This is a genomic window from Pseudomonas sp. GM41(2012), from assembly GCF_000282315.2.
GTDB lineage: Bacteria > Pseudomonadota > Gammaproteobacteria > Pseudomonadales > Pseudomonadaceae > Aquipseudomonas.
Genome location: NZ_AKJN02000007.1, coordinates 849572 through 865474, shown reverse-complemented (window position 1 = coordinate 865474; position 15903 = coordinate 849572). Strand labels below are relative to the sequence as shown.

Annotated in this window: 15 protein-coding genes; 9 read left to right on the top strand and 6 right to left on the bottom strand. The window is 61.8% G+C overall.

Features of this window, described 5'->3' with window-relative positions; genetic code table 11:
- Positions 1-4 precede the first annotated feature (4 nt).
- Genes PMI27_RS10590 through nrdR form a run of 3 tightly spaced genes read right to left on the bottom strand, consistent with a single transcriptional unit; the run spans position 5 to position 2323 of the window.
- A complete protein-coding gene (locus tag PMI27_RS10590; RefSeq protein ID WP_008153524.1) occupies positions 5-682 on the bottom strand; it encodes a riboflavin synthase in 678 nt (225 codons plus the stop codon).
- Positions 683-728: 46 nt separating this feature from the next.
- Positions 729-1862, bottom strand: a complete 1134-nt coding sequence (gene ribD / locus PMI27_RS10595; protein ID WP_008153523.1) for a bifunctional diaminohydroxyphosphoribosylaminopyrimidine deaminase/5-amino-6-(5-phosphoribosylamino)uracil reductase RibD — start codon at positions 1860-1862, stop codon at positions 729-731.
- Positions 1859-2323, bottom strand: coding sequence for a transcriptional regulator NrdR (gene nrdR / locus PMI27_RS10600; RefSeq protein ID WP_003228656.1), 465 nt, complete (start codon positions 2321-2323; stop codon positions 1859-1861). Before nrdR ends, ribD begins: the two co-directional genes overlap by 4 nt.
- A gap of 128 nt (positions 2324-2451) precedes the next feature.
- Here nrdR and PMI27_RS10605 point away from each other — a divergent pair, with 128 nt between their 5' ends.
- The 3 genes from PMI27_RS10605 to trxA all read left to right on the top strand — a co-directional run bounded on the left by PMI27_RS10605 (position 2452) and on the right by trxA (position 4579).
- The gene (locus tag PMI27_RS10605; RefSeq protein WP_008153522.1) at positions 2452-2916 is read left to right on the top strand and encodes a YbaY family lipoprotein; all 465 of its coding nucleotides are present in this window, start codon (positions 2452-2454) and stop codon (positions 2914-2916) included.
- Complete coding sequence (locus PMI27_RS10610) at positions 2913-3569, top strand: class I SAM-dependent methyltransferase (RefSeq protein WP_008153521.1); 657 nt, start codon at positions 2913-2915, stop codon at positions 3567-3569. The genes PMI27_RS10605 and PMI27_RS10610 overlap by 4 nt, the downstream gene beginning before the upstream one ends.
- A 137-nt stretch (positions 3570-3706) precedes the next feature.
- A complete protein-coding gene (gene trxA / locus PMI27_RS10615) occupies positions 3707-4579 on the top strand; it encodes a thioredoxin (protein WP_008153517.1) in 873 nt (290 codons plus the stop codon).
- A 63-nt stretch (positions 4580-4642) separates the two neighbouring features.
- On the opposite strand, the gene PMI27_RS10620 is transcribed toward trxA, so the two are convergent.
- Positions 4643-4996 (bottom strand): hypothetical protein, encoded by a 354-nt coding sequence (locus PMI27_RS10620; protein ID WP_008153516.1) that lies wholly within the window; start codon positions 4994-4996, stop codon positions 4643-4645.
- Between the two features lie 135 nt (positions 4997-5131).
- Between PMI27_RS10620 and PMI27_RS10625 the strand changes: the two genes are divergently transcribed.
- The 5 genes from PMI27_RS10625 (at position 5132) to PMI27_RS10645 (ending at position 9303) form a co-directional block, all read left to right on the top strand.
- On the top strand, positions 5132-5713 hold the full coding sequence (locus tag PMI27_RS10625; protein WP_008153515.1) for a DUF2796 domain-containing protein: 582 nt from the start codon (positions 5132-5134) through the stop codon (positions 5711-5713).
- Between the two features lie 149 nt (positions 5714-5862).
- Positions 5863-6573: an ABC transporter ATP-binding protein gene (locus tag PMI27_RS10630; protein ID WP_008153514.1), complete on the top strand. Its 711-nt coding sequence runs from the start codon at positions 5863-5865 to the stop codon at positions 6571-6573.
- Position 6574: 1 nt separating this feature from the next.
- The gene (locus PMI27_RS10635) at positions 6575-7840 is read left to right on the top strand and encodes an ABC transporter permease (RefSeq protein WP_024164579.1); all 1266 of its coding nucleotides are present in this window, start codon (positions 6575-6577) and stop codon (positions 7838-7840) included.
- An 11-nt stretch (positions 7841-7851) separates the two neighbouring features.
- A complete protein-coding gene (locus PMI27_RS10640; RefSeq protein WP_008145523.1) occupies positions 7852-8370 on the top strand; it encodes a DUF3299 domain-containing protein in 519 nt (172 codons plus the stop codon).
- Positions 8371-8604: 234 nt separating this feature from the next.
- A complete protein-coding gene (locus PMI27_RS10645; RefSeq protein ID WP_008145522.1) occupies positions 8605-9303 on the top strand; it encodes an OmpW/AlkL family protein in 699 nt (232 codons plus the stop codon).
- A 58-nt stretch (positions 9304-9361) separates the two neighbouring features.
- Here the strand turns inward: PMI27_RS10645 and PMI27_RS10650 are convergent, their stop codons facing one another.
- Positions 9362-10291 (bottom strand): NAD-dependent epimerase/dehydratase family protein, encoded by a 930-nt coding sequence (locus PMI27_RS10650; protein ID WP_008145521.1) that lies wholly within the window; start codon positions 10289-10291, stop codon positions 9362-9364.
- The gene (locus tag PMI27_RS10655) at positions 10284-11168 is read right to left on the bottom strand and encodes a sugar nucleotide-binding protein (RefSeq protein WP_033053404.1); all 885 of its coding nucleotides are present in this window, start codon (positions 11166-11168) and stop codon (positions 10284-10286) included. The genes PMI27_RS10650 and PMI27_RS10655 overlap by 8 nt, the downstream gene beginning before the upstream one ends.
- A 359-nt stretch (positions 11169-11527) precedes the next feature.
- Here PMI27_RS10655 and PMI27_RS10660 point away from each other — a divergent pair, with 359 nt between their 5' ends.
- The gene (locus PMI27_RS10660; protein WP_008145519.1) at positions 11528-15844 is read left to right on the top strand and encodes a DEAD/DEAH box helicase; all 4317 of its coding nucleotides are present in this window, start codon (positions 11528-11530) and stop codon (positions 15842-15844) included.
- Positions 15845-15903: the final 59 nt, after the last annotated feature.

Below are 15903 nucleotides of genomic sequence, written 5' to 3'. Positions count from 1 at the left end.
TGGGTCAGGATTTGAGGTAGCCGTTGGCGGCCAGAAAGCTTTCGGTGATGTTACTGGACGGCCTTTGCGAAGAGTCAGACTCTGCGGCTTTATCGCCTAACAGCAGGCGCTCCAGATAACGTGCCAGCAAGTCAACTTCAAGATTCACCCGGCGACCTGGCTGGTAAGACGCCATGATGGTTTCGCTCAGGGTATGCGGAATGATCGTCAGCAAGAACTCGGCGCCATCGACCGCGTTCACGGTCAGGCTGGTGCCGTCGACAGTGATCGAGCCTTTATGGGCGATGTACTTGGCCAGCTCTTTCGGCGCTCGGATGCGGAATTCCACCGCGCGGGCATTCTCGGTACGGGCAACCACTTCGCCCACGCCATCGACATGGCCGCTGACCAGATGCCCGCCGAGGCGAGTGGTCGGGGTCAGGGCTTTTTCCAGGTTCACCGGGCTGCCGCTTTTCAGATCATTCATGGCGGTGCAGTCGAGGGTTTCGCGACTGACGTCCGCCGCAAAGCCGTTGCCTGGCAACTCAACCGCTGTCAGGCACACGCCGTTGACCGCGATGCTGTCACCCAGTTTGACGTCGCTCAAGTCGAGCTTGCCGGTTTCTACGTGTACCCGCACATCTCCGCCTTTTGGGGTCAATGCACGAATACTGCCGATGGATTCGATGATGCCGGTAAACATGGAGTCCTCCTCGAGAACAGGGCCGTCGCGTGGCGCAGGCCCGCAATTATACGCTCGCCGCTGGCGAAGGAATGGCGATGACTCGCCAGTCATCGCCAACCGCGCGGATTTCGGTGATTTTGAGTTCAGGCGCATCCTTCATTTGCGCGAGCGGCCAATCCAGCAACGGGCGCGCAGACGAACCTAAAAACTTGCCGGCGATGAAAATCTGAAACTCGTCCACCAGTCCTTGCTGAGCAAAGGCACCCGCCAGTCGCGGGCCCGCTTCGACCAACACTTCGTTGACCCCACGGGCGGCGAGTTCGACCAGCAATTTGCGCAGGTCGACCAAGCCATCCTCGCCCGCCACGATCAGGCATTCCGGACCATTGGCGTATTGCTCTTCGATCGCCATGCACGTGGCGACCAGCGCCGGGCCAGCCTTGAAGAACGGTGCATCCAGCGGCACTCGCAGGCGGCCGTCAATCAACACACGCAGCGGCGGACGGCTCATGGCCAGGGCCGTTTGCTCAGGATCCAGGCCTAGTTCATCGGCACGCACGGTGAGACGGGCGTTGTCTGCCAGCACCGTGTCGGCGCCGGTCAGCACCACGCTGGCCTGCGCGCGCAGGCGTTGCACCGCCGAACGCGCCGCAGGACCGGTGATCCATTGGCTTTCGCCGCTTTCCATCGCCGTGCGACCGTCGAGGCTCATGGCCAACTTGACCCGCACGAACGGCAAGCCGTGCTCCATGCGCTTGAGGAAACCTTCATTGAGCTTGCGCGCTTCGCCTTCCAGCACGCCGCTTTCGGTAGCGATGCCGGCCTGGGCCAGGCGCTGCATGCCACGACCGGCAACCGACGGATTCGGGTCTTGCATCGCCGCAACGACCCGAGCCACACCAGCATGTACCAGCGCATCCGCACAAGGCGGCGTCCGTCCATGATGGCTGCAAGGCTCAAGGGTCACATAAGCGGTGGCGCCTCGAGCCTTGTCGCCGGCGGCGCGCAGGGCGTGGACTTCGGCGTGGGGTTCGCCGGTGCGCACGTGCCAGCCTTCGCCTACGATTTGCCCGTCACGCACGATCACGCAGCCAACCCGAGGGTTGGGGTGGGTCGTGTAATGACCTTTGCGCGCCAGTTCCAGCGCGCGGGCCATGTAATGGGCGTCGAGAATGGCTTGTTCGGAAGATGTGGTCATTCTTTCACCGGCTCTCTGGCCAGGCGATCGATCTCTTCGCGGAACTCGTTGAGGTCCTGAAAGCGCCGATACACGGAGGCGAAACGAATGTAGGCGACTTCGTCGAGTTTTTGCAGCTCGGCCATCACCAGTTCACCGACGACAAGGGATTTAACCTCTCGCTCACCGGTGGCGCGCAGTTTGTGTTTGATGTGCACCAACGACGATTCCAGGCGCTCGACACTCACCGGGCGTTTCTCCAGCGCACGCTGCATGCCGGCGCGGAGTTTTTCTTCGTCGAACGGCTGGCGGCTGCCGTCGGTTTTGATCAGGCGCGGCAACACCAGTTCGGCCGTCTCGAACGTCGTGAAACGCTCGCCGCAGGCCAGGCATTCACGCCGGCGGCGTACCTGTTCGCCCTCGGCGACCAGACGCGAGTCGATGACCTTGGTGTCGTTGGCACCGCAGAAGGGACAGTGCATGGTGGCAGGCAACAAAAAAAGGGAGGGCCATGGTAGCGCATCCCCGTGGCAAGACAAGCCATAGGGTTTGCGGTATACAGACGGGCTATATAGTTTGATCCATGGATTACGCCTTGCTGGAGCCGCAAATGTCCCTAAGACCGCTCGTTTTGCTCAGTCTTTTCAGCCTGCTGGTGGCCTGCAGCAGCGATGCGCCCAAGCCCCAGCCGCCGACGCCAGGCCCCGCGCCAGAACAGGCACAGAAGAAAGCCAGGGAATCGGCCAACCTCGGTCCGCTGCCCGCGTATCAGCGTGAATTGAGCGGCACCCTGCAAGGCGTGCCGGCCGGCGCCGAAGTCGAGTTGGCGCTGCTGGTAATCGACGATAAGGACCGCCCGCAACAATTGCTGGCCAGTTCCAGCCTGATCGGCACCAATCAGATTCTGCCGTTTCACCTGCGTTTCAATCCGGAATCCTTCCCGGTCGGTGCCCGCGTTGAACTGCGTGGCCGCGCCAGTCAATCCGGCCAGCTGATTTTGCATCTGCCGTCGCAAGTCATCAGCCAGCCAACGACGCAAGCGCTGGGTCAGCTGCAATTCGTCAAAGCGCCATGATTGCACCGCTCGACCTGCAACAGGCGCTGGGTGAACTGCTCGGTGACGCACAGCTGGTTGCCTGTGAATTGCCGGACACCGATCTGAAGCTTTGGCTGATCGACGGCGACAACATGGACCGCGCGTTCAGCCCGGAAGAAACCCGGCGGATTCTCCATGAGCCGCCTTATTGGAGTTTTTGCTGGGCCAGTGGGCTGGCGGTCGCCCGTTATCTCGCCGAATTCCCTGAGTGGGTCAAAGGCAAACGGGTGTTGGATTTCGGTGCTGGTTCCGGGGTGGCGGGGATTGCGGCGGTGAAGGCCGGAGCGCTGGAAGTGGTGGCCTGTGACCTGGACCCGCTGGCGATTGCCGCGTGTCGGGCGAATGCCGAACTCAATGACGTACACCTCAACTACTCGACGGATTTTTTCGCCGAAGCGGATCGATTTGATCTGATTCTGGTGGCGGACGTGCTGTACGACCGGGCGAATCTGCCGTTGCTCGATGATTTCCTGAGTCGCGGCCAGCAAGCCCTGGTGGCCGATTCGCGCGTGAGGGATTTTCGCCACCCGTTGTATCAACGCATCGAGATGCTGGAAGCGATGACCCTGCCCGATCTGGCCGAGCCCGAAGAGTTTCGGCATGTGAGTCTCTACCATGCGCGGCGCGTTTGAAGCCGCTAAAAGATCGCAGCCTGCGGCAGCTCCTACAGGATCGGGTTCGCACTCGGTCAATGTAGGAGCTGCCGAAGGCTGCGATCTTTTGCGCCAGCCCTTATAGTGAGCAGATTCACGCTTCCAAGAGATCCCCCATGAGTCAGGAAACGCCGTACATCTTCGACGCCACGACTGCCGATTTCGAGCAGTCGGTGATCGAGAACTCTTTCCACAAACCGGTGCTGGTGGATTTCTGGGCCGAATGGTGTGCGCCGTGCAAGGCCTTGATGCCGATGCTGCAAACCATCGCCGAGAGCTATCAGGGCGAGTTGCTGCTGGCCAAGGTCAACTGCGACGTCGAGCCGGACATCGTTTCGCGCTTCGGCATTCGCAGCCTGCCGACGGTGGTGCTGTTCAAGGACGGTCAGCCGGTGGATGGTTTTGCCGGTGCACAGCCGGAATCCGCCGTGCGCGCGATGCTCGAACCTCACGTGCAAATGCCGCCGCCGACTGCTGCCGATCCGTTTGAGCAAGCTCAGGCGCTGTTTGATGACAACCGCTTTGCCGACGCCGAAGCCATCCTCAAAGTGCTGCTGGGCGAAGACAACACCAATGCCAAGGCACTGATTCTCTACGCCCGTTGCCTCACCGAACGTGGAGAGTTGGGCGAAGCGCAAATCGTGCTCGACGCGGTCACGAGCGATGAGCATAAGGCCGCCCTCGCCGGCGCCAAGGCGCAGATCCAGTTCCTCGGCCAGGCCAAGGATTTGCCGGATGCGGCAGACCTGAAAGCGCGTCTGGCGAAAAATCCGCAGGACGATGAAGCGGTTTATCAGCTGGCGATCCAGCAACTGGCCCGTCAGCAGTACGACGCGGCGCTGGATGCGCTGCTCAAGCTGTTCGTGCGTAATCGCAGCTACAGCGAAGGCCTGCCGCACAAGACCTTGCTGCAGGTGTTCGAACTGCTGGGCAACGATCACCCGCTGGTGACCACGTATCGTCGCAAGTTGTTTGCCGCGTTGTATTAACCCGTTCCGTAGGAGCACGGCTTGCCGGCGATGGCGATCTCAGGTACGCCATCGCGAGCAAGCTCAGCTCCTACCTGGCTCTTGCCAGCTGTAGAGCGGCGTATCGCCGCCGCTCGTCACTTTCACATCAGAGCAGTGGCGCAAACGTACCAGCAATCGCTTGCCCGACGCCGCGCTGCCGGTCAGCCCTTCCAGCTGATCGAGCAAATCCGGCCCGCTCAATTGCCCGGCCTTGCGCAGCAAATCCTTGGCGATCTGCCACAGCGCATCATCCTGATTGATCGGTTTTGCCGGTGCAGCACTGGCCTCCGGTGTCACCACCTGCAACTGCGCACCGAGCCGTGCCCAGTCGCCGTCATCCATCTCCAGCGTCAAATCCACCGGCCAGTCGCCGATGCTTCCGCGTATACGCAACATAAGTCTGCTCCTGCACATTTCTGGCTTGCATGCTCCCATGGGACTTGTGCAACGCCAAGCAGGCGGTCAAACTCTCCGCACTTACGTTATAAGATTACATAACAAATTCTTCATTTTACTTTTCGGAGACCCGCCATGCGCCGTCTGCTTCTCGCTCTGCCGTTTGCCCTGTTACCGCTGACGGTCGCCCACGCCGTTGATGAACATGATCATGAGCACGGCAGCCTCAGCGCCCACGAACATGGCGTCGGTCGCCTGAACGCAGCGCTGGACGGTCAGACCCTGGAGCTGGAACTGGAAAGCCCGGCGATGAACCTGGTGGGCTTCGAACACGCCGCCACCACCGACGCCGACAAAGCCAAAGTCGCCGCCGTTCGTGCGCAGTTAGAGAAACCGCAGGTGCTGTTCAACCTGCCGAAAGCCGCTGGTTGCGTAGTTGCGACTCAGGAACTGGAAAGTCCGCTGTTTGGTGATAAACCGGATGCCGATGATGATCACGACGAAGACGCAAAGGATGGCGAACATCACCACGACCACAGCGAAATCCACGCTCATTATCAATTCAGCTGCTCGGCACCGGGCGCGCTGAAAACTCTGGATCTGGCGAACATCTTCAACACCTTCCCGGCGACCCAGAAGATTCAGGTACAACTGATCAGCCCGAGCGGCCAGCAAGGTGTGGAAGTGACGGCCAAGGCTGCCGCCCTGAAATTCTGATCCCCCAGATCCCTGTAGGACTGTAGGAGCTGTCGAGTGAAACGAGGCTGCGATCTTTTGACTTTAAAGATCAAGATCAGGATCAAAAGATCGCAGCCTCGTTTCACTCGACAGCTCCTACAGGTCACCAAACCCATGAAATCGGCGCTATGACCCAAGCACTCATCGAACTGTCCGACCTGGGCTTCAGTTGGCCCGGTCATCCGCCGCTGCTGGATATCCCGGCGTTTCGCCTGGAACCCGGCGAAACCCTGTTCCTCAAAGGCCCCAGCGGCAGCGGCAAGACCACCCTGCTCGGCCTGCTCGGCGGTGTGCAGAAGCCCAATCGCGGCAGCATCCGATTGCTGGGCCAGGAACTGAGCGAACTCTCGGCCGGCGCTCGCGACCGCTTCCGGGTCAATCACACCGGCTACATCTTCCAGCAGTTCAACTTGCTGCCGTTTCTTTCGGTGCGTGAGAACGTTGAGTTGCCCTGCCACTTCTCCAAGCTACGCGCTGAACGAGCGATCCTGCGCCACGGCAGCATCGATCAGGCGGCGGCCACCCTCCTCGCCCACTTGGGTCTGAAGGACGAGAGCATCCTCAGTCGTCGCGCCGATTCGCTGTCCATCGGCCAACAGCAACGGGTGGCCGCTGCGCGCGCGTTGATCGGTCAGCCTGAATTGGTGATCGCCGACGAACCGACCTCGGCCCTGGATTATGACGCCCGCGAGAACTTCATTCGCTTGCTGTTCGCCGAATGCCGCGAAGCCGGGGCGAGCCTATTATTTGTCAGCCATGACCAAAGCCTCGCGCCGCTGTTCGATCGCCACCTGTCGCTGGCCGATCTCAATCGCGCCGCCACCCCGTCCGAGGTCTGAGATGTATTTGTTTCGTCTAGCCATGGCCAGCCTGGCTAACCGCCGCTTCACCGCGATCCTCACCGCGTTCGCCATCGCCCTGTCGGTCTGCCTGCTGCTGGCGGTGGAACGGGTGCGCACCGAAGCCAAGGCCAGTTTTGCCAGCACCATCAGCGGTACCGACCTGATCGTCGGCGCCCGTTCCGGCTCGGTGAACCTGTTGCTGTACTCGGTGTTCCGCATCGGCAACGCCACCAACAACATCCGTTGGGACAGCTTCGAACACTTTGCCAACAACCCGAAAGTGAAGTGGGCGATCCCGATGTCCCTCGGCGATTCCCATCGCGGTTATCGGGTGATGGGCACCACCGAGGCGTACTTCGAGCATTACCAATACGGTCATCAGCAACACCTGGAACTGGCCGACGGCCGCGCCTTCGCCACTGACCCGTTCGAAGTGGTACTCGGTGCCGAAGTGGCCGATGCGCTGCATTACAAACTCGGCGACAAACTGGTGCTGGCCCACGGCGTGGCGGTGATCAGCCTGGTCAAGCACGACGACAAGCCGTTCACCGTGGTCGGCATTCTCAAACGCACCGGCACCCCGGTGGACCGCACGTTGCACATCAGCCTCGGCGGTATGGAAGCGATTCACATCGACTGGCACAACGGCGTGCCGGCGCGCGGCAACGGTCGGATCAGTGCCGATCAGGCTCGTAACATGGACCTGACGCCGCAAGCGATCACCGCGTTCATGCTCGGCCTCAACAGCAAGATTTCGACCTTCGCGCTGCAACGTGAGATCAACGAATTTCGGGGTGAACCGATGCTGGCGATCCTCCCGGGCGTGGCGCTGCAAGAACTGTGGAGTTTGATGAGCACGGCGGAAAAAGCCTTGTTCGTGGTCTCGCTGTTCGTGGTGCTGACCGGGTTGATCGGCATGCTCACGGCGATCCTCACCAGTCTCAACGAACGCCGTCGGGAGATGGCGATTCTGCGTTCGGTGGGTGCCCGGCCGTGGCACATCGCGACGTTGCTGGTGCTGGAGGCGTTTGCCTTGGCGCTGTCGGGCGTGATCGCCGGGGTGGCGCTGCTGTATGTGGGCATCGCGTTGGCCCAAGGTTATGTGCAAGCCAATTACGGCTTGTACCTGCCGCTGGCCTGGCCGAGCGAATATGAATGGACGCTGCTCGGCGGCATCCTGATCGCCGCGTTGCTAATGGGCAGCGTGCCGGCCTGGCGCGCGTATCGCCAATCCCTGGCCGATGGCCTGTCGATCCGTTTATGAGGACGTTGAACATGCCCCGCGCTGTGCTTGCGCTGTTGATGCTGGTCGCCCTGCCCCTGTGGGCGGCCGAGCCGAAAGACCTGACCTGGCCGGAAATGATCCCGCCGGACGCCGCGCCGGAAGTGCCGAACATGACGCCGCTGCACGACCTGTCGCAGATGGGCAACGCGTTGGCCGCCGAGTCGGCGCCCGCGGCCAAGCAAGACATGCCCAATGCGCCGGTGGTGAAGAGTCTCGACGGTCAGCACATTCGGCTGCCGGGCTACATCGTGCCGCTGGAAGTGAGTGAAGAAGGTCGCACTACCGAGTTTCTGCTGGTGCCTTACTTCGGCGCCTGCATCCACGTGCCGCCACCGCCGTCGAACCAGATCGTACACGTCAAAAGCGAGGTGGGTGTGAAGCTCGACGAGTTGTATCAGCCGTACTGGATCGAGGGGGCATTACAGGTTAAAGCGTCGACCAGCGAGTTGGCGGATGCCGGGTATCAGATGCAGGCGGACAAGATTTATGTGTACGAATTGCCGGAGTGAAACCGGGAGTTATGGGGTGTTTGATAGATAGCCATCGCGAGCGGGCTCGCTCCCACATTTAATCTGTGCATCAACACAAATCCCCTGTGGGAGCGAGCCTGCTCGCGATGAGGCCATCATAGGCGCCAACAAAATCAGGGCCATCACTGTTTCATTGAGCTGAGTCAAAAGACCGTACCAGACGCCTCCGTACCATTGGACATCAAAAATTTTTAACGTCCTTTGGAGCCCTCCATGCACAAGTCTTTGCTCAGCGCTTCGCTGTTAGCCCTCGCGCTCGCAGCACCGTTAGCCTACGCCCACGAAGCCGGCGATATCATCGTTCGCGCCGGTGCAATCACCGTCAACCCGAAAGCCGACAGCTCCAGCGTCAAGGTTGATCAAGGTCCGCTGAAGGGTGCCGATCTGGGTGGCAAGGCCACTATGAGCAGCGACACGCAACTGGGTCTGAACTTCGCTTACATGCTCAACAGCCACTGGGGGATCGAGCTGCTGGCGGCCTCGCCGTTCGAGCATGACGTGAAGCTCAAAGGCACCGCCCTGGGCGCAGCCAACGGCAAACTCGGTTCGCTGAAACACCTGCCACCGACGCTGAGCGTTGTGTACTACCCACTGGACTCGAAGTCCGCGTTCCAGCCGTATGTCGGCGCCGGTATCAACTACACCTGGATCTACGACGAGCACGTTGGCAGCGAAGCCAGCGCCAACGGCTTCAGTAACTTCAAGGCAGATAACTCCTGGGGCATGGCGTTCCAGGTCGGCGCCGACTACATGCTGACCGACACCATCATGATCAACGCCCAGGTGCGCTACATCGACATCGACACCACCGCGACAGTGCAAAATAACGCAGTGGCGCAGGGCACTCGCGCCAAGGTCGATGTGGACGTAGACCCGTTCATCTACATGGTTGGCCTGGGTTACAAGTTCTAAAATCTCTGCACAAAAAAAGGCGCCTCGAAAGGCGCCTTTTTCATGGTCGCGGAAAACCTCAGCGTCCCAACAACCGCGCCAGGCCGACACGCATCGGTGTCTGTTCCGGGTAGGTAAAGCGCTCCAGCAAACGCTGATTGTTCGCTCGCGAGTGGCGGATGTCACCGGAGCGCGCCGGGCCATAGCTCACCGGCGGCAATGGACCGACCACCGCTTCAAGGGCTTCAAGCATTTGCTTGAGGGTCGTGGCTTGATTCCAGCCGACATTGACCGCACCGACTTCGACCTGCGGTTTCTCGATGGCTTGCACCAGCAAGTCGACCAGGTCTTCGACGTAGACGAAATCACGAGTCTGCTCACCGTCACCGAACACCGTGATCGGCAGGCCCTTCTGTGCGCGTTCGCTGAAAATGCTGATCACCCCGGAGTACGGCGAGGACGGATCCTGGCGCGGGCCGAAGATGTTGAAGAAGCGGAAAATCACCGGTTCCAGACCATGCTGGCGACGGTAAAAGTCGAAGTAATGCTCGCTCGCCAATTTGTCCGACGCGTAGGGCGTCAACGGCGCCTTGGGCGTGTCTTCGTCGATAGACTCGCCTTCGCCATTGTTGCCGTAGACCGCTGCACTGGACGCGTACAGCACCCGCTTGACGCCGGTCTGGCGCATGGCTTCGCAGACATTCAGCGAACCAATGAAATTGCTCTGGTGAGTCTTCACCGGATCATCCACCGACGCCTGCACCGACGCCACCGCGGCCAGGTGCGCCACAGCGCTGCAACCGACCATCGCCTGCGCGACCAGCGCGGCATCGGCGACATCGCCCACGATCAGTTCGACGCCGGGATTGTCCAGTGGCAAGTTGCTGCGTTTGCCGGTGGAGAGGTCATCGAGGATGCGCACCGAATGGCCCTTGGCGAGTAAAGCATCGGTGAGGTGCGAGCCGATGAAACCGGCGCCGCCGGTGATTAAAACGGGGCCGTCAGCCATGGCGATAAAACCTATCCAGTAAACCCGGGAGTGCCGCACGCCAGGCGCGGGGTTTGATCCCGAAAGTGTGCAGAATTTTCTTGCAGGCCAGCACCGCGTGTTGCGGTTCTTCGGCGGCGTCGGGCCGGGCGGCGTGAGCCTGGGCGGTCGGCGCTTCGATGGCCAGCGGATGCAGGGCGCGTGCTTCGCTGAGGATCGCCTGCCCAAGTGCCAGCGGTGTGGTCGCCTCATGCCCGGCGTAATGGTAGGTGCCCCACAGCGGAGCCGAGCAATCGAGTTGCTTGAGGACCGAGATGATCACTCGGGCGGCGTCATCCACCGGCGTCGGATTGCCCCGGCGATCATCGGCCATCAGCAATTCTTCCGGTAGTTCGGCGCGGCCGAGGAAACGCCCGAGGGTGCCGTCGGGGCTGTCATCCAGCAGCCAGCCGAATCGTAGCAACACGTGTTGCGGGCAGGTGGCGCGGACGCTTTGTTCGATCCGCCACAAGGCCTGACCGCGCAGGCCCAAGGGCACCGGTTCGTCTTTTTCGCTGTAGGCCGTCGCCCGGGAGCCATCGAACACACGATAGCTCGACGGTTGCAGCAGCACGATGTTGTGATGCTGGCACAGTTCGGCCAGACGCTCGATCGCCCGTTCCTGCCCGGCCAGACGTTGTTCGCTGACCGTCTCCGCCTGAAACCAGTCGAAGTAATAGGCGAGGTTGATCAACGCGTCTGGACGGGTGTCGTCGAGCAGTTGCGTCAGGCTCGCGGCGTCCCAGCCGTCTTGCGGTGGGCGGGGGGCGAGGAAGCCGATATCTTCCTCCGCACCGAGGCGAATCAGCGCCTGCCCAAGGGCATTTCCGCCGCCCAGTAACATAAGGCGCATTCGCATAGAGTCAGCAGGCCCAGTCTGATTGAAACAATGGCTTTATCGACACCGCTCGCGGGCGATGCCGTCGATAGTTGCCGGAATCGTTGCATTTTGCGGGTTTAGTGCGCAACCGTCATCCGTAAAGTGTAGATACCTGAGATCTGCGGCGCCTGTGTGGCGAGGAGGCTTGTCGGAACGCCGCATCGCCCCGTTCGGCTGCGAAGCAGTCGCTATCCAGTCGATGCGGTGTGCCAGACGAAACATATTTGTTGATTCTGGGGCCGCTTCGCAGCCCAACGGGGGCAAGCCCCCTCACCACAGGGATACCGGTCAGCTTCAAGGGCTTGCAACTTCCCCGACTCACCCGCATAAATCAGGACATGAATCTGCCAATCCCGACGGACAGCGCCCTGGCAGGCTTCCACCCCGCCGTCAGCGCCTGGTTCAGCAGCACCTTCCCGACGGTCACCGCCGCCCAGGCCCGGGCGTGGCCGTTGATCCGCCAGCACCGTTCGACCCTGGTCGCCGCACCCACAGGCTCCGGCAAGACCCTCACCGCGTTCCTCGCGGTCATCGACGATCTGGTCCACCGCGCAATGGCCAACGGCGGTCATCTGCCGGATGAAACCCTGGTGGTCTACGTTTCGCCGCTAAAGGCCTTGTCCAACGACATCCAGATCAACCTGCAAGACCCACTGGCCGGCATCACCGAGCAGTTACGCGCGATGGGCCTGCCGCAATTGCAGATCAACACTGCCGTGCGCACTGGCGATACACCGCAAAAAGACCGCTCGGCGATGCGCAAGACCGCGCCGCATATCTTGGTGACCACCCCGGAATCCCTTTACGTGCTGCTCGGCTCCGACTCCGGTCGACAAATGCTCAGTACCGCCCGCACGGTGATCGTCGACGAAATTCACGCGATCGCCGCCAGCAAGCGCGGCAGTCATCTGGCCCTGAGCCTCGAGCGACTGCAAGCTTTATGCGCACAACCGCTGATGCGGATCGGCCTGTCTGCCACGCAAAAACCCATTGAAGCCGTCTCGCAATTTCTGGTTGGCCGTGAGCGTGCGTGCGAAATCATCGACATCGGCCACGCCCGCCCGCGGGATCTGGACATCGAAGTGCCGCCGGTGCCGTTGTCGGCGGTGATGGCCAATGACATCTGGGAACTGGTCTACGACCGCCTCGCCGCCCTCGCCCGCGAACACCGCACCACGCTGATTTTCGTCAACACCCGCCGCCTCGCCGAACGCCTGAGCCGTCACTTGAGCGAACGCCTCGGCAAGGACGCGGTGGCCGCCCACCACGGCAGTCTGGCCAAGGAGTTTCGTCTCGACGCCGAACAGCGCCTCAAGCGCGGCGAGCTGCAAGTGTTGATCGCCACGGCGTCCCTGGAACTGGGGATCGACATCGGCGATGTCGATCTGGTCTGCCAGATTGCTTCACCGCGTTCGATTGCCGGGTTTCTGCAACGGGTCGGCCGCTCCGGGCACCAAGTCGGCGGCACGCCCAAGGGCCGTTTGTTTGCCACCACCCGCGACGACCTGATCGAGTGCGCCGCCCTGCTCGACTGCGTGCGGCGCGGCGAACTCGACACCTTGCTGATCCCCAAGGCGCCACTGGACGTACTCGCGCAACAAATCATCGCCGAGGTCAGTTGCCAGGAATGGCAGGAGCAGGCGCTGCTGGAGATGTTCCGCAACGCCTCGCCCTACAGCGAGCTCGACGAAAAGCATTATCAAGCGCTGCTGCAGATGCTCGCCGAAGGCTACAACGGTCGCCTCGGCATCCGCAGCGCTTACCTGCACCGCGACGCTGTGACCCGCACCCTGCGCGGTCGCCGGGGCGCCAAGCTGACGGCCGTGACCAGCGGCGGGACGATCCCGGACAACGCCGACTACAGCGTTTTACTCGAACCCCAAGGGCTGAACATCGGCAGCGTCAACGAAGACTTTGCGGTGGAAAGCATCGCCGGGGATATCTTCCAGTTGGGCAATACCTCCTACCGGATTCTGCGAGTCGAAACCGGCAAGGTCCGGGTCGAAGACGCTCAGGGCCAACCGCCGACCATTCCCTTCTGGCTCGGCGAAGCGCCGGGGCGCAGCGCTGAACTGTCGTTCGCCGTGGCCCGCCTGCAAGCGCAACTCGATGAGCTGCTCGGCGCCACACCCGGTCACTTGCAGCCCGCGACCGACTGGCTGACCGACACCCTCGGTCTGAACCTGGCCAGTGCCGAACAATTGATCGATTACCTGGCCCGTGCGCGCCTGACATTGGGCGCCCTGCCGTCACAAGACACGCTGCTGATGGAGCGGTTTTTCGACGAGTCCGGCGGCACGCAACTGATCATCCACACGCCGTTCGGCAGCCGCATCAACCGTGCCTGGGGCCTGGCCCTGCGCAAGCGTTTTTGCCGCACCTTCAACTTCGAATTGCAGGCCGCCGCCAGCGAAGACGCCATCGTCCTGTCGCTGTCCACCGGCCACAGTTTTGAACTCGATGACGTCTGGCGCTACCTGCACAGCAACAGCGCCGAGCACACCCTGATTCAAGCCGTGCTCGACGCGCCGCTGTTCGGTGTGCGCTGGCGCTGGAATGCCGGGGTCGCGCTGGCGCTGCCGCGCTACAGTGGCGGACGCAAAGTCCCGCCGCAGATCCAGCGGATGAAAAGCGAAGACCTGATCGCCAGCGTGTTTCCCGATCAGATTGCCTGCGTGGAAAACCTCGCCGGCGAACGGGAAATTCCCGACCATCCACTGGTGGAACAAACCCTCGACGATTGCCTGCACGAAGCCATGGACAGCGAAGGCTGGCTGGCGTTGTTGCGGCGCATGGAGCGCGGTGACATCCGCCTGATCAGCCGCGACCTGCCGGCGCCCTCACCACTGGCAGCGGAAATTCTCAGTGCCCGGCCCTACACCTTTCTCGACGATGCGCCGCTGGAAGAGCGCCGCACTCAAGCAGTGCTCAACCGCCGCTGGAGCGATCCACAGTCCACCGACGACCTCGGTGCGCTGGATGCGGACGCGATTCAAGCGGTGCGCGAGGAAGCCTGGCCAACGCCCACCGGCGTCGATGAAATGCATGAGGCGTTGATGAGCCTCGCGTGCATCTCCGACGCCGAGGCCTTGGCTAATCCAGACTGGCTCGATTGGCTGAACGCCCTGGCCGACAGCGGTCGCGCCAGCCGCTTGCAAGTCAATGCCGGGCAAGCGCTATGGTTGGCACTGGAGCGGCTGACTTGCCTGAACGCGATTTATCCACACGCGATTTTGCAGCCACCGTTGGAGGTGTTGCCCGGATTCGATGAAGTCTGGACGGCGGACGAAGCGGTGCTGGAAGTAATTCGGGCGCGGCTCAGCGCGTTCGGTCCGTTGCCGCTGAACGCGATTGCCGGACCGCTCGCTTTGCCGGCGACTCAAGTCACCCAGGCGTTGGCGCAACTGGAACGCGAAGGCTATGTGTTGCGCGGTCAATTCACGCCCGGCACGGCGGAGGAAGAATGGTGCGAGCGGCACCTGCTGGCGCGGATTCACCGCTACACCGTCAAGCGTCTGCGGCGGGAAATCGAGCCCGTGGCGTTGCAGGATTTCATGCGTTTCCTGTTCGACTGGCAGCATCTGTCCGCTGCAACTCAGGGTCAGGGCAACGCAGTATTGCCCGCGATAGTCGGTCAGTTCGAAGGCTACCCCGCCGCCGCTTCAGCCTGGGACAGCGATATTTTGCCGGCACGAATAAAAGACTATTCAGCGAGTTGGCTGGATGACCTGTGTCGCAACGGAAAACTGGTGTGGACGCGGCTGACCGCGCGCAACAAAAGCGCCAGCACGGCGCTGCGCAGCACACCGATTCTGCTGCTGCCACGCAGTCAGGTCGGGTTGTGGAGCGGATTGACCGAGCAGACACCTGTCAGCGAGCTGTCGCCCAAGACGCAAAAAGTTTATGAAGCACTCAGCCAACACGGCGCGCTGTTTTTCGATGAGCTGACTCATGAAGCTCATCTGCTGCGCTCGGAATTGGAAATCGCCTTGCAGGAATTGGTCGGCGCCGGGTTGGTGAATGCCGACAGCTTCGCCGGTCTGCGAGCGCTGATCACCCCGGCCAGCAAGCGCCAGAATCGCAGCAGCCGACGCGGGCGCGGAGCGTTTGTCGGCGGGATGGACGATGCCGGGCGCTGGGCCTTGCTGCGACGCGGCGCGCAAGCTCCGGTTGTGGATAACAAACGTCCGGCACCCACACCGACCGACACCCTTGAACACATCGCCATGACCTTGCTCCGGCGCTACGGCGTGGTGTTCTGGCGCTTGCTGGAACGTGAAGCCGATTGGCTGCCGAGCTGGCGGGAATTGCTGCGCACGTTCCATCGGCTGGAAGCTCGCGGCGAGATTCGCGGCGGGCGGTTTGTCAGTGGCTTGGCCGGTGAACAGTTTGCGTTGCCCGAGGCCATACCGTTGCTGCGCGAGGTGCGGCGACGGCCGCATGACGGGAGTTTGATTGCCGTGTGTGGGGTTGATCCACTGAACCTCGCCGGGACGCTTTTACCGGGTGCAAAAGTACCGGCATTGGCGAGTAATCGATTGGTGTATCGCGATGGGTTGCCGGCCGCTGCCGAGATTGCCGGCAAGCAGACTTTCTGGCTGGAGCTGGATCAGCAATCAACTGCCGAACTACACAACAAACTGATCCGGCATTAGCTTTGCCTGGTCTGGCCCCTTCGCGAGCAAGCTCGCTCCTACAGGGGATTTGTGTCCGG

What these genes read in the sequence shown, in the direction of transcription:
- nrdR (WP_003228656.1), bottom strand. Translation starts at nt 2,323, where the DNA reads ATGCACTGTCCCTTCTGCGGTGCCAACGACACCAAGGTCATCGACTCG.
- ribD (WP_008153523.1), bottom strand. Translation starts at nt 1,862, where the DNA reads ATGACCACATCTTCCGAACAAGCCATTCTCGACGCCCATTACATGGCC.
- PMI27_RS10610 (WP_008153521.1), top strand. Translation starts at nt 2,913, where the DNA reads ATGATTGCACCGCTCGACCTGCAACAGGCGCTGGGTGAACTGCTCGGT.
- PMI27_RS10650 (WP_008145521.1), bottom strand. Translation starts at nt 10,291, where the DNA reads ATGGCTGACGGCCCCGTTTTAATCACCGGCGGCGCCGGTTTCATCGGC.
- PMI27_RS10635 (WP_024164579.1), top strand. Translation starts at nt 6,575, where the DNA reads ATGTATTTGTTTCGTCTAGCCATGGCCAGCCTGGCTAACCGCCGCTTC.
- PMI27_RS10605 (WP_008153522.1), top strand. Translation starts at nt 2,452, where the DNA reads ATGTCCCTAAGACCGCTCGTTTTGCTCAGTCTTTTCAGCCTGCTGGTG.
- PMI27_RS10625 (WP_008153515.1), top strand. Translation starts at nt 5,132, where the DNA reads ATGCGCCGTCTGCTTCTCGCTCTGCCGTTTGCCCTGTTACCGCTGACG.
- PMI27_RS10590 (WP_008153524.1), bottom strand. Translation starts at nt 682, where the DNA reads ATGTTTACCGGCATCATCGAATCCATCGGCAGTATTCGTGCATTGACC.
- PMI27_RS10655 (WP_033053404.1), bottom strand. Translation starts at nt 11,168, where the DNA reads ATGCGAATGCGCCTTATGTTACTGGGCGGCGGAAATGCCCTTGGGCAG.
- PMI27_RS10620 (WP_008153516.1), bottom strand. Translation starts at nt 4,996, where the DNA reads ATGTTGCGTATACGCGGAAGCATCGGCGACTGGCCGGTGGATTTGACG.
- PMI27_RS10645 (WP_008145522.1), top strand. Translation starts at nt 8,605, where the DNA reads ATGCACAAGTCTTTGCTCAGCGCTTCGCTGTTAGCCCTCGCGCTCGCA.
- trxA (WP_008153517.1), top strand. Translation starts at nt 3,707, where the DNA reads ATGAGTCAGGAAACGCCGTACATCTTCGACGCCACGACTGCCGATTTC.
- PMI27_RS10660 (WP_008145519.1), top strand. Translation starts at nt 11,528, where the DNA reads ATGAATCTGCCAATCCCGACGGACAGCGCCCTGGCAGGCTTCCACCCC.
- PMI27_RS10630 (WP_008153514.1), top strand. Translation starts at nt 5,863, where the DNA reads ATGACCCAAGCACTCATCGAACTGTCCGACCTGGGCTTCAGTTGGCCC.
- PMI27_RS10640 (WP_008145523.1), top strand. Translation starts at nt 7,852, where the DNA reads ATGCCCCGCGCTGTGCTTGCGCTGTTGATGCTGGTCGCCCTGCCCCTG.